Source organism: Flammeovirga sp. AWQ4_249, assembly GCF_056161045.1.
Genome location: NZ_JBSWYJ010000006.1, coordinates 135934 through 149601 on the forward strand (window position 1 = coordinate 135934; position 13668 = coordinate 149601).

Genomic DNA, 13668 nt, shown 5'->3' on the forward strand with positions numbered 1-13668 from the left:
TTCAATTGCCACTCCTTGAAGAAGGAGAATATTTATTACTCATCTTTGCCTATGGGCATGATAATATGAAATGGAGTTTTACAGAAAGTATCACCCTTACTGAAAATATAGCAGGTGAAGCTTACCTTGAAAATCATCAATCGAGAGTAAAAATAGAAGATATTTCCGATATCAATGCCCACGGGTATAATGTAAATATCCTTATTAACGGTAAAAGTGAACAAATAGAATATGATTGTACAACAGCGGAATTTTATACATATTCCTATTATAATGAGCATTATACCTCTCTAAATGACGTCACATATGACAGATGGACAGAAATCAACAGTTTGACGATTAAATATTATAGTAATGAAACTGGAAATAAATATGCTGAGACTACAGTTAATTTATCCACGATAACGCCTAATGCTGGAGATAGCTATACGATTCAGCTAGACTTGGTTCAAATTCTTACTGATTATGAATCTGGAGAAGGAATCACCTCAAATACTATCAATATTACTTACGAAGAAATTGATTGGAATGAGATCTTAATCACCCCATAATCATAAAAATACTTTCATGTAGTTTTATATATCGTCCGTTACAAAAAGGTAGAGTTTTACAGCTCTACCTTTTCTTTTTAGCTTGAATAGAGTATCATTTTTTAAAGTACAATGATGCACTATAGTTTATTGATATTGCAACAAACTTTGCTTGTATAAAGTAGACTCTCTTCTTTTATTTTTTATCTCATGAATATCCATTGTTACAGTATATCCACTCTCACCAAATTTCTTGTTATTTCTAATGTAAACGATATATGTGATTTTACTATCCACATCAGAGAACCTATATCTATTTTTAGATTTTTGTTTTAGATCCACACCATATTCGGCCTTAATTTCAGCTACAAAGTCTTCCATCTTAATTTTAGCTTCTTTTTTAGAATCTACAATTGCATACTTTTGATATGGATATCCATTTCCAACTTCACCCGCAAAAAGTGAAGTATTAAATAAAGCTAGAATGACATGGCATAAAGTAACCATGATAAATAGTTTGTTAGTAATTTTCATCTTTGTGAATCGTTTTACATATGATAAAATAATAAAGCTTTTTATTCAAAATACGATCATGGAATAGGAGATAAATACTTCTATTTTCATTTCAAGTATTTGAAGTTTATTTAATACCAGTATTGTAAGAGATTTTGTTTATAGAATGCGATAGTATGATAAACGTTCTCTGTTTGCTACAATATTTACTGATAGAATTTTTACTTTCACATTGAGAGTATGAGAAAGTATAGCGTGTTTTGTGTTTAGAAAAAGATATCCTTTTTCATATTGTAAATATGGCTAACGTAATTAATATACACCATCTAATTAACAATTTTAAGATTGTATTTTAAATACTAGCTAACATGCATAAATATTACACAATGATTCATTTTGTTTTATAAGCAAATTGTTGTTTCCAATAGAGCAAACTTTAAATTCAGATAAGAACATGAGAATTCATTTTACGGTTAAGATGGTATATTTAATAATTAAGATCCTAGAAACTCCTTAATTTCTCTTGAAAAAGACCTCTAATGTGAATATTTGACTCAATTTTTAAATCAAAGACTTTTAAAATACCAATACTCCGTAGTTTTTATTTCAAGTAGTATATTTTTCAATATTACTCAAGGTATAACTTTAAATACCATAACTCCTCAATTTAACGTGAAACTGATTGAAATGGTAATTCTTCTTTTATTTTATGCCTATACTACTCATCCATTTCTTTATTTCAGCTTGTATAAGCTCTCGTAAGCGTTTTATTATTATTCATTGATAAAATCCCTAATAAATAAAGAAATGGCTTTCTCGCTAATTATATGGCTGTTATATGATTTAATTAATCTTTACATGAATTGAATCAAGTTGTTAATCAAAAAGCGTAAAGTAAATTGCGGAGTTTTGGTATAATAAGATAAAATCCGCAATAGGAATTGATCTTACCAAAGCAGAATCGAATAAAAATAGTTCTTTCTATGATTGAAAAGGAGTGTTATCCTTTAATATACTAAATCTCCTTAGAAAATACGGAGTTGTGGTATATTTAGGTTGGAATTGTGTTTTATCACTTCATTTTACGGAGTAATCTAATTTCAAGTGCGGAGTTTTGGTATAATTAAGATCTCATTACGTTTTTTTCATGTCTACACGTAGTTGTGGTATATTTACGTGTGATTTAAAGTTGAGGTATAAAAAAACCACACAGTAATTAGTGTGGCATTTTTTCATAATAGAAATTGTTGTAGCTCTGATATTAGCGATTTAATATCTTGCTGGGGTAATATATCATAGATTTCCTATTCAATAATAACTTGTTTAAAAACGTGCTGATGAGCTGAAGTCAATTTTAGAAAGTGTGGCCCTTCAGAAACTTCAATTTCTTCACCGTCTTTAATATATCCTTTGAATTCCTCATGGCCATCAGCATCCATTAAGATGACATTGACCTTTCCATCATTTGTGGAGAAGAGGACTTTCTGATTTTCTATTTCATATTTAATAAAAGGTTGCTCAGCCATGACTTCGTATTTGATTACTTTATCATACACACTGATATTCCCTTCAAGATCTTCACGTTTCAATCGATAATACGTTGTTTGAACTGGTCGTTCAATACTGTATTTATAAATTCTATCGATATCAGAATAGGATTCTCCTTCAAGATGATCTACTTCTGTCCAATGTTGTCCATCAACAGAAGCCTCTATAATAAACTCCTTATTATCTATTTCTTTTTCTGTCGTCCATACAATCATACTTTTTTCAATTTTGAAATCAGTGATGGTGATGTTGTCATCAAAAGTATTAGCAATCGCTGGAAGTGTCACTAATAGTAAGCATAGTATATTATATAGCGTTTTCATAGCGTCAGACTATCTTTAGTTGAAGATCTATTTACATAAACGAGATAAAGTATGTTTATGTGCTAACTATTTTACATTATTAACGATAAAGAGAAAAAGTACGGAGATTTGGTATATTTAGAAATAATCAACGGAATTACGGAGATTTGGTATATTAAAAAAGACAGCATTTCCTAAGAAATAACTGTCTTCAATAGTTGATCATATACAGAATTTATCTTTTTTAGTTTACCATTATATCAAGTATCGTTTTATCTGTTTCTTTCATTCCTTTTTGAGCTAATGTTCCTACATTACAAATTGTTTCTTCAACTGAGTGATTGCAAATTCCATCATTCTCTGTTAATACATTGCCAACTTGGGCCAACATTGCTCCATCAAAAGCAGCATAAATACCAGAAGCTATTTTAGAAGCACATGAGGCATTTGCTCCATCGCAAATTACACCTGATATATTTCCTAATGTATTAATGATTGCATTTTGTATTTGTTGTGTTGTACCGTTTTCTAAATATACCAAAGCTCCGCTCACAGCAGCAGATGCTGTAATGACTCCACAGTAAGCGGATAATCTTCCCACATTTGTTTTGATATGTACTGTTGATAAATGTGAAACCAATAATGCTCTGTACATTTCTTCTTTGGATTTCTTTTGATCCATACAATAACGAATTATTGGGAGAGAAGCGGTCATTCCTTGATTACCGCTGCCACTCGTCGTCATTACTGCCAATGCACTTCCACCCATTCTAGCGTCACTCCCTGCTGCTGCATAACTTGCGGAACGGTTACGTTGATCATTACCATAAATTCCTTTATTGATATTATCTTGAATACAAGCACCAATACTTACACCATATCTTTTACTTAATCCATGTTCTGCTATAGTCGCATTCAATTGAAATACTTTTTCAAATAAAGGAGCTATTTTTTCTAATGCTACATGATTTGCCATTTCAACAATTTTCTCAATGGACAAAATACTTCTATCTGTCAGTGAAGAGTTAAAGTCAAAATCATTACAAGGTTGATCTATCAACACTTTATCATTTTTAGTAACCTTCGTAATATTTGTATGTGTATGTTTTATTTCTACTGAAGCTTCGGCTGTTTTTCCCTTTATTTTAATTTGAATATAGAGCGTAATATTATTGGGTACAACTACTAAGTGAATTGGGTTACGTTGCATAAATGAAACAACTTTTTCCATTTCCTCTTTCTGGATATCACTTATGACTAATAAGTCTTTTGACGGATTACCAAATAATGCACCCATTGCTGCTGCTGCTTCTATACCTGCCAATCCACCACTGCTGGGAACAATAACACTCTTGGCATTTTTTAAAATATTACCTGAAACAAAAACTTCAATTGATTCGGGATGTTCCTCTAATATTTCTCTAGCTTTTGCTGCAGCATACGCAATTGCAATTGGTTCTGTACAACCTTCTGCAGGAACAATTTCTTCCTCCAGAATATTAAGCATTTGTTTTAGTTCTTTATCGGTAAGTCTCATCGTGGTTCAATTCGTAGATAAAAGTGTTTTTTAAAATAGGAAATATGAAAAAGAGGAAACTCTTAAGTAACTGTATATGTAATAGCCAAATTCTACACAGCAACGATTAGTTTCCTCTTCTTAAATTCATTTCCTATAATAATATGGATGCCACAAAAGTAGTCTTACATTTTAGAACACACAGTGATTAAACTCTTTTACTTTATTGAGATTAGTCATCAAGTTCAAAAGCTTTCATTTCTTCTTCTGTCAATTTTTTATAACCTGTTGTATGTTCACAGATCTGTTGAATCACAAATTGTCTTTCTGTTTCTGTCAATTCTGATGGACTCCAAAACAATACTTCACCTGTTTTATCGACTAATAAAATGCCAATACTATTGTTACTATCTCCAGTATTCCATTCTTGTCTTACAGTTCCTTCAGGATCCGTTAAGATGGTAGCACCTGCTTCTCTTTTAGATCTTTTTCGAATCATTCGAATCATAAAACGTACTACACCATTTGGGTATCTAGAGTCATTAAGATTGACAATACCGTACGCTAAAAATTCATCTAAGTTGAATTTCCATTGTTTAATTTCTTCTACAAACTTCTCATTAGAATTTGGAGTGTCTGGATCTGCATAAAAAATCAGCACTACTTTTTCTCCGATCAATGGAGTTATGGTATCGTTATTTTTTAAATCTCTTACAGTAATAGGGGAGATATAGTCACCTCTTTGTAATATTTTTTCATTCTGTTCTTCCTGTCCGTATAAAACTGTCTGTGTAGAAAGTACTAATAGGAAGTAAAGAATTATTTTTTTCAACATGGAATATCTTTATTTATCATCAAATTCGTGTTATCTACTAACGATATTGTACAACTTCTTTAAAACATTTTGGATGTACTAAAATTCTATTATCCCTACAATTTCATTTTAAAATATACTTCAAATTTAAGTCTATATCAATTTATCTAACTCAAAATAAATGTAAGGTTTTGGTCTATGCAATTCTTTTCTCAAATAATCTATTAATAAAATCTGATTCCTTTACATCTTTCAATTTTTGGGTTTGAAAAGAATTCTCGCTTTTCCCGTTAGTGGGAGTGTATCAACTTTTAATTGTCCTATGAAATATATCTATCATTCTCTTTTTTATCTACTATCATTTATATTATTTGGATGTTCAACTAACTATGAAAAATATTCTAAAGTAGGTGATGTTACTATTAAAATAGATATTCAAAAAGAAAATTTATATACTTCTTCTTTGAGTATTGTCAATACAGATCAGTTTAATGTCCGTATAGAAAATATTCATAATCGTCAGGAAACTATTCTTTTTAAAAGAGTTCAAGATATTCCTTCTCGTTTAAGATTAAAACAAGGACAATATGAAGTCATTGCTTCATCGGTAAATTATAGAGGAGATTTGGTATTTTTAGGTAAGCAACAATTGACGGTGATTGATGGAAACGCCACTATGGTGGAAGTCAATTGTAAAATGATTAGCAAAGATAAAAATCAGATACTTTCAGCAGTGGAACATGAAGATGTTTACCCTGTGGTCTATAAGTAAATAAAAAAGGTCCCAAATTGGGACCTTTTCTTTTTTGTGTTTTGGGACCTGATGTTAGATCTCTAAACCATATTTTTTTATTAATTCTTTCACAGATTCCTCCATCGCAATCTTCTCAACTTTCCCTAATTCTTTTTCTAATGGAGCATCTATTAATGTTTGTATTGTTTTATTTACTTTGTTAAAAGTAAAAGGTTTTGGTGCATTTGTCGCTGCTCTAGATGTAGTCGAAGGTTTTGCAACTTCTTTTATAAATTTGTTTTGAAGGTATATTTCTAATTCATCTTCATCAATAACCTCCTCTTTTAATGCCTTTAATGCTTCTTCAAATTTTGCTTGAGATACATTAATCTCACCATCAAAATATTCGTGCTTAAAAGTATCCGAAACTAAATCTAAAACTTCAGCAATTTTAGCATCACGAAGTATTGTGTTTTTTCCGACATTATACTCTTCAGCCAAAACATTATAGAGCTTTCCATCACCTGTTTTTTCTCCTTGTTTTCCTTTATGTGTCAGGTAATGATGACCACGGTAAAACGACATTTCTCTTTTCGATAAGTTACGTTTACCTACTTGGTTTTTAATCATCCAAAGTTTTGCATCATCAATATTATCAATGTCTACAATGACTTCTTCAAAATCATAACCATTGTCTGCACCTCCTAAAGATACACAGATTTCATATCTGTTGTGACCATCTAAAAGTACTTTTTGTCCATTTTCTAAATAGAAAAAAGTCAACGGATCACGAACACCTTCGTTCTTAATACTTTCTTCAAGAGTGTTTCTTTCAGATTCTGTAAGCGGTCGAATCCACTTCTTTAGTTCATCAAGGATATGTATTTTTCCTGATGACATTTCTTCTTTTTTGGAGTCAATTAACTTAGAGGATTTCTGATCATTTCCTGGTAAAAAATCTCCAATATTTATTTCGTTAGGCATATTCTATAATTTCTTCTGCTAATTCTGTGTGTTCATCCATCGCTTTTTTGATTCCCTCTTTCTCTTGTTTTTTTAAAGATTCATCATCAAAAAGAGAGAAAATATCTTTACCAATAAGTGGTCCTTTGTTATACGCCATATCTCTAACAGCGATTTCTGTTTCAAAAACTCTGTAATGTGTAGAACGTAATGCCTCTTTATACTTGTGCATATCTTTTGTTCTACCGGTCTTTGTAAATAAGAAACCTAATACTTCAAGATTTGGATTTTCTTCTCTATAGTCATTGATGTGACTCAACACATTGTTTATTCCACGAAAAGCAAATTCTGATGCATCTACTGGAATCAACGCTCTATTTGAAGCAATCAAACAAGAATCGTTTGTAATCAACGCAAAAGAAGGAGACAAATCGAAGAATATATAATCGTAATCTTCTTCAATTTTATCGATAACAAGTCGCTTTACCAATTTGTAAGAAGAAGGACCAGAATTTCTGTTTAATGTCTTATTCGTAAAATCAAGGTTAGTTGTCGATGGAATCAAATGCAAGTTTTCTTGATATTGAATGATGGCTTGATTTACATCACACTTCGCTTCAATGATATCTGACAACTCTTTTCCTTCGTAAAATTGAGGATCTTTATATCCCAAATGCTGTGTAAGATTACCTTGAGGATCTGCATCAATCAACAATACTTTCTTTCCAATTCTAGATAATGCCGCTCCTAAGTTACAAGCAGTAGTTGTTTTGGCAACTCCACCTTTGTTATTGATGATAGAGATAACTTTAAATTTATCTTTCAATTTTAATCCAAGAGGAGTAAGTACCTGAGTAAGCTTATCAATATATTCTGCTTTTAAGTTTTGTTCTCCATTCAAGGCTTTATGTAATGACCTTGTTGGAATTCCTGCCTTCTTTTCTACGACAGAAACTTTCAGCATATCGTTTTGCTTAATGAAGTCTAGTATATCTTTTTGTGTCATGATGTAGTTATTTCATTATTTGATAACAAAACAACACAAATTTTACGAACTAAAAAACAAAAAAGATATTTTTTTCACTTTAAACTACTATTTAAAGGTTTTAAAGAACTTTTTTTCACTATAAAAGACATAAAAAAGAATTTATCCGTACAAAAATGAACTATTACGTTAAATACAGTACATTTTTTCACTTTTAATGTTAAACTAATATTACGGTGTGTTTGGTATATTTAAATACTAAAAATCCGCTTAGAATACCTTTTCAACCATAAAATACACCTTTAAATACCATCTTAACCGCACTTTAAGTATAAACTAACGCTAATAGAACACTATTCAACCATAATAATACTCTTAATATACCATCTTAACCGTAATATTATTACGCTATATATAAACCTAAGGAGTTTTAGTATATATAAACAAAGTAGAATCAGTACTTTAAGTATATAATTTGTTCAGTTTTAACTACGGAGTATTTATATATATACCATCTTAACCGCATTATTTAACTATAAATACTATTTCAACCGTAAATTTATTAGTCTATATACCACCTTAACCGTAAAAGGTCATCAAAAACCTATTTTCTCCTTATTTTTTTATTATAAATACTGTTTTAACCGTAATTCTAATAACTAAGTCTCATTTGGATATATTCATTCTAAATGAATTGATATATAATTTTAATTTAATCCTTAAAAAGAGAATAGAATATATTATTATTAGTTTTATTAATATATTTATTATTATAGTGGTCATAACTAACTGATATACAGTATGAATGATACCCTTTAAATACTAATTAAACCATAAATCGATATCTATATAACCGTTCATTAAATACTATTTTAACCGTAAGATTATACGCACTTAACCGTAGTACTATTTCTAACAACATTACTTAACCGTAAAATAGGTCTTCAAACACATCTAACACCATAATTTATACGTTCCAGATATTTACTTAACCTTAAAACACTACGGAGTAATCGTATTTATGTATCTATATAGACATATAAGACTGATTTAAAACCCTAAAACTCCAAAAATAGAAATACTTTTATCTTCTTTTTATTACTACTTGTATATTATAGTAAACATAAACAACTAAAAATCAAGTAGTAACATCCTTAAATATACTGATTTAAACGTAATTCGATTAAAAGATCACCATTATACTATACTGGTTTAACCGCAGTATAAACCCTTACTTAACCTTAATACCTTATTATATATACTACCTTAACCGTAAAATGAGGCTATTTATATCAATTCAACCGTAATTGGAGCATTAAATCCTAAATAAAACGTAGTTTAGATACTGATTTAACCGCAATTTGACTTTATATATACTAAATGAACCGTAAATTATTTCTGTATATACCAACTTAACCGCATTAATTACGGAGTTTTCTTGTTTTTAATGATTATCCAATAGTAAAAGTCATTATTAAATCGATTTTGCGTCTTATTTAGTATATATAAAAAGTGAAGACTTAAATTCTCAAAATTGTAACTTTCTAATTTTCATAAATATCAACTTAACCGCGCTATTGGATTTAATATACTGAATTAACCGCAATTGAAAATTAAAAATACTATATACACCGTAAAAAATGTTTGTTTTTCGGATTTTTACTCTAAATTAGACTTTAAAATATACTAAGTCCACCGCAATTTTAAGTAGCGGTACTTTTTGATGTTATATAATTTGACTTATTTATAAATATGGATTTAATAAATAATATAACCACTCGTGCTGAATTGGTAAAGCGTCCTAATCAGATCATCGAAGCGAATACTCAGCTTCCGATACCTGGTTTAGCACAGAAGTTATTTATTTATACCAATACATTCCACAATGAGGATTACTCTAAACCTATTACTTTTAAACTTTCGAGTTTTTACGGTAGATATGTTGGTGGACAAAATCTAAAAGATGTCGATAAAGCATGTCAATTGCTCAAGTCATCCATGATTATGTTCTATACTCCTCTTGATAAAAATTCAGGACTTCCTGTAATCATCGGTAAAGATGGAGACGTTAGTTTATTGAGTAAAGGATATCGTAAGGAATACGTTTCGATTTTCGATCGTATTGTATTGGATAAAACGAAAGTGACTTTTGAGTATTCGGATAATTTATTACCCTATCTAAATGCTAAAAACAATTATACTACATATATCTACGGAAATATCCGTCAAATGCGTTCAAAGTATGGTCCAAAATTATATGACCTTCTTTCTCGTGGTATTGGCTTTTATGAAAGTAGAAAAATTACTGTAGACGATTTTAGATCTGTTTTCGGTTTAGAAAAACACAAAACATATCAATCTTATGGGCGTTTAAAGCAATCTGTAATTACTCCTTCCATCAAGGATATTAATAAGAACGCAGATATCGAAGTAACGCTTAAGGAATATAAGCAGGGGAGAACAATCAAAGTATTGGAGTTTTATTTCTCAGGAAAAGTGGATCATCCACAAAGAGAAAATGATTTTGCCTCATCAATGGAGTTGTTGAATACTGAATTCAGCCAAGATGCAACATTGAAAAATACATTTGACAATTTTGTCCATTTATACCGCTTAAATAATAACTGTTACAAAGATGTGGATCAAAGAATTGTAGATCCTGTCATGAATGAAAAATTATTAGGAAAGTGGTTGAGTGAGATTATCTCTGAACATGCGGGCGGTTCACGTGAAAAATTCATTATTGGTGTACAAAACAATATGCTTTCGTATATCATGAATGGAGCGGCTGCTTTAAATGTAGAGAAACCGTCAACTCCTGTTCAAGAAAAGCCTGTTGATTCAGTAATCGAAGATGTTCAAATATTAGAAGAAGCTCCTCAACCTGAAGTTGAAAAAGCTCCAGAAAAGAAGAAGCCCTCTGTTTATAAATTTGAGCCAGTTGCCATTCCTTGTCCTGAGTATGGACAGGATAAACAGCTATTCAATGAACTTTCAACAAAATTGGCGAAGAAACTAAATCATTTTGGTACATACGACTTCAAAACAAAGAAGTTTAGTGAGTGGCATCAAGTATACTTGGATGAATTAAATAACCAACTTTTTGTTTTCTACAAAGACATGAAATCATTAGGACTTGGTAATTCTATCATCCGTAAAGCCATTGAAGTTTTTGTCAATGACTTAGAAGAGTATCAAGTGATGAAACCTTTGAAGAAAGAAATCAGAGATTTGCGTAATGCTGTTCAGAGAAACGAAATTTTCCCTAACAAAGGTACTTTCGCAAAAATGATTAATGATTGGTAGTCTATTTTATAGATTTAGGACTTTTTAAGTTAATCATAAACTTAATTGTATTAGTTATTTTGACCTTTATAGTAATTATATTAGGTTTGTAATTATACAATAATATAACTTTACAGACATGATCGGAGAAAACATCGTCAAACTTCGAAAAAAAAATAATATGCAACAGAAAGAATTAGCTCAGCTAATTGATATTTCTGTTCAAGGATTAATTAAATGGGAAAAAGGGAAGGTAGAAATCCCATATTCTGGCTTATCAAAAATAGCAGACATTTTTAAAGTGCCTTTAGATTATATCGTAAAAGGAGCTCCTGCAAAAGTTATTTCCTTAATTAATTCTAAAGGAGGAAACACAAAGTCATCTTTATTAAGACAAATCACGATGGGTATCGTTATTGAAAACCCAGAGTTAAAAGTTTTATGTATTGATACGGATCCTCAACAGACATTAGGAATGTATGCAGAAAATGGCAAGCATGATAACATTGATGTTATTGTTTTTGATTCCAACTCCATCGCAGTTTCTGAAAAGTATAGAAAACTAATTGAAGATAATCAGTACGATTATGATTATATATTAGTAGATACTGCAGGTTATGTAGCAATTACGGATTTATTGACTTCAATTATTGCTAATTCTGATGTAGTAGTTCCTATTACTTTAAATGAAACAGCATTAGGACCAACGATTTCTAGTATCAGTAATATTGCAGATGTTAGAGATTCATTAGATTTACCAACAAAAATTATTGGTATCCGCAACCGTGTCAATAGAACTGTAAAGGAATCTAGAATGCCATTTGAATTAGATGGCTACATGGGATTAAAACTTTTAGATAATTTTATTCCTGATTCAATCCAATACCAAAGAGATACAAACTTCAGTAATACAAACATTACAAAGGAAGTTCGTTCACTTGTCAATGAATTATTACCTGTATTGGACTAATTTTTTGTATACCCTGTACTGAGAGATGAGATATGCTAAATTTAGATAAATTTAAAAAGAAAGAAGAAGAGAAGTTAAAGGAGGGAAAAACAACCCTTCGTGAAAAGGAATCTCAAGAGAAGTTGACACAAGTTGAATATAAATCTCCTGGAGCATTTCATATTGAACCTGAATACAGGGAGCTTATTCGTAAGCAAAATGAAGACGAAGCTAGAAACTTTGAAGAATCAATCAAAGCTGAAGGCGTTCGTGAACCTATTTTATATTGGACGCATACCCTAAGAGATGGTGCAGCCGCACGTGTTGTTCATACAGTAGTTGATGGACATCACCGTTGTGAAGCAGCTATCAAATTAGGTTTAGAATATATTCCGTGTAAAGAATTAAAATTCAACACACACAATGACGTTCGCATTTGGATGTTACGCAATCAACTTGGTCGTCGTAATATTGGTGATGCAGAAAAGATTCGTATTGCATTACAGCTTACTGAATTTTTAGGTATTGAAGCAAAAGAACGTAAGAAAAAACAAGTTCAGGGTTTTAATGCTGCTGCTGAACGTAAAACGAAAGAAGTAGTAGAGGAAGTTTCTGAAGAGCAAAATGACTTAGATGAATTAAGAAAGTCATTAAATATTGATCCTAAAGGAAGAATTAATAGAGCTGAAGAAGCGGCTAAAATTGCAGGTGTTTCTACGAAGAATGTAACGAAGATGAAGAAGGTGATTGAAAAAGGACCTTATGATATGTTGTCTTCCGTTATGAATGGTGAAACATCAATCCACAAAGCTTGGACAGAATTACGTGCTATTGAACTCGAGCAAAAGAAAAATAAAACTAGAAAAACGAAGAAGGCTAGTAAAGAATTGACACCAAAACAAATTCAATCTTTATTAAAAGACACTTCTTTGGTGAATCACATAAGTAGAGTAGGACTAGCTTTTAGAAATCCTTCTATTGCTTTTGATGATCAAAATGTAGACACTTCTTTCCAACATTACAATGATTTTACGATTCGTTTTGTAGAGAATAACAAAGAAATAAAGCAAAGTAAATTCATTGATGTTGTACAAGTGATAAGATTAAATTCTTTAGAATTATCTCCACTTGTAGTCGGTTACCAAATCGTATCTACTTTTGATGATTTACAAAGCTTAAAAAATTTAGTTGATCTTTCTGCTAGCTGTCATAAATTCTATATTGTAGTCAATGAAAGTTTACTTGAGGAAGCAAAAGTACAAGTAGAAAAACAAGACCTGACGGTGGGAATTGTCACTTGTAACTCAACGCCAACAGTAGAAGTGAAACATGAAAGTCACTACACTGAATTAGATGAACATCAAGAATTACAGATTTTAAGAGAAACATTTTATAAATCTCTATCATAAAAATCTACAATTTATAAATATAGTTTTAAGAAAAAAGTGGTCCTCGGATCACTTTTTTCGTTTTTGGCAATTTTACCAAAATGGAACTTTTTTAGTATTTACCATTTTACTCTTCTCTTAG

Annotated in this window: 11 protein-coding genes; 5 read left to right on the forward strand and 6 right to left on the reverse strand. The window is 30.6% G+C overall.

The genetic code is table 11. The features are described from left to right. The first annotated feature begins 5 nt into the window (after nt 1-5). Nucleotides 6-551, forward strand: a complete 546-nt coding sequence (locus tag ACXAHM_RS07315) for a hypothetical protein (RefSeq protein WP_474959760.1) — start codon at nt 6-8, stop codon at nt 549-551. Between the two features lie 126 nt (nt 552-677). Here ACXAHM_RS07315 and ACXAHM_RS07320 read toward each other — a convergent pair whose 3' ends face one another. From ACXAHM_RS07320 to ACXAHM_RS07335, 4 genes are all read right to left on the reverse strand, one after another. Further along, nucleotides 678-1064, reverse strand: a complete 387-nt coding sequence (locus tag ACXAHM_RS07320) for a hypothetical protein (RefSeq protein WP_474959761.1) — start codon at nt 1062-1064, stop codon at nt 678-680. Between the two features lie 1283 nt (nt 1065-2347). After that, on the reverse strand, nt 2348-2914 hold the full coding sequence (locus ACXAHM_RS07325; RefSeq protein WP_474959762.1) for a hypothetical protein: 567 nt from the start codon (nt 2912-2914) through the stop codon (nt 2348-2350). 223 nt (nt 2915-3137) lie between these two features. Further along, nucleotides 3138-4400 carry an L-cysteine desulfidase family protein gene (locus ACXAHM_RS07330; protein ID WP_474959763.1) on the reverse strand — a complete coding sequence of 421 codons (1263 nt, stop codon included), beginning with the start codon at nt 4398-4400 and terminating at the stop codon, nt 3138-3140. Nucleotides 4401-4641: 241 nt separating this feature from the next. Next, nucleotides 4642-5244 carry a YtfJ family protein gene (locus ACXAHM_RS07335; protein WP_474959764.1) on the reverse strand — a complete coding sequence of 201 codons (603 nt, stop codon included), beginning with the start codon at nt 5242-5244 and terminating at the stop codon, nt 4642-4644. Between the two features lie 301 nt (nt 5245-5545). Here ACXAHM_RS07335 and ACXAHM_RS07340 point away from each other — a divergent pair, with 301 nt between their 5' ends. Further along, a complete protein-coding gene (locus ACXAHM_RS07340) occupies nt 5546-5995 on the forward strand; it encodes a DUF4493 domain-containing protein (RefSeq protein ID WP_474959765.1) in 450 nt (149 codons plus the stop codon). 54 nt (nt 5996-6049) lie between these two features. Here the strand turns inward: ACXAHM_RS07340 and ACXAHM_RS07345 are convergent, their stop codons facing one another. Next, nucleotides 6050-6940 carry a hypothetical protein gene (locus tag ACXAHM_RS07345; protein WP_474959766.1) on the reverse strand — a complete coding sequence of 297 codons (891 nt, stop codon included), beginning with the start codon at nt 6938-6940 and terminating at the stop codon, nt 6050-6052. Further along, nucleotides 6933-7925, reverse strand: coding sequence for a ParA family protein (locus tag ACXAHM_RS07350; protein ID WP_474959767.1), 993 nt, complete (start codon nt 7923-7925; stop codon nt 6933-6935). The genes ACXAHM_RS07345 and ACXAHM_RS07350 overlap by 8 nt, the downstream gene beginning before the upstream one ends. 1731 nt (nt 7926-9656) lie before the next feature. Between ACXAHM_RS07350 and ACXAHM_RS07355 the strand changes: the two genes are divergently transcribed. The 3 genes from ACXAHM_RS07355 (at nt 9657) to ACXAHM_RS07365 (ending at nt 13547) form a co-directional block, all read left to right on the forward strand. Next, nucleotides 9657-11210, forward strand: coding sequence for a RepB family plasmid replication initiator protein (locus tag ACXAHM_RS07355; protein ID WP_474959768.1), 1554 nt, complete (start codon nt 9657-9659; stop codon nt 11208-11210). A 118-nt stretch (nt 11211-11328) separates the two neighbouring features. Further along, on the forward strand, nt 11329-12159 hold the full coding sequence (locus ACXAHM_RS07360; RefSeq protein WP_474959769.1) for a helix-turn-helix domain-containing protein: 831 nt from the start codon (nt 11329-11331) through the stop codon (nt 12157-12159). A gap of 32 nt (nt 12160-12191) precedes the next feature. Then, entirely contained in the window at nt 12192-13547 is a 1356-nt protein-coding gene (locus ACXAHM_RS07365) for a ParB N-terminal domain-containing protein (RefSeq protein WP_474959770.1), read from the forward strand. Nucleotides 13548-13668 lie beyond the last annotated feature (121 nt).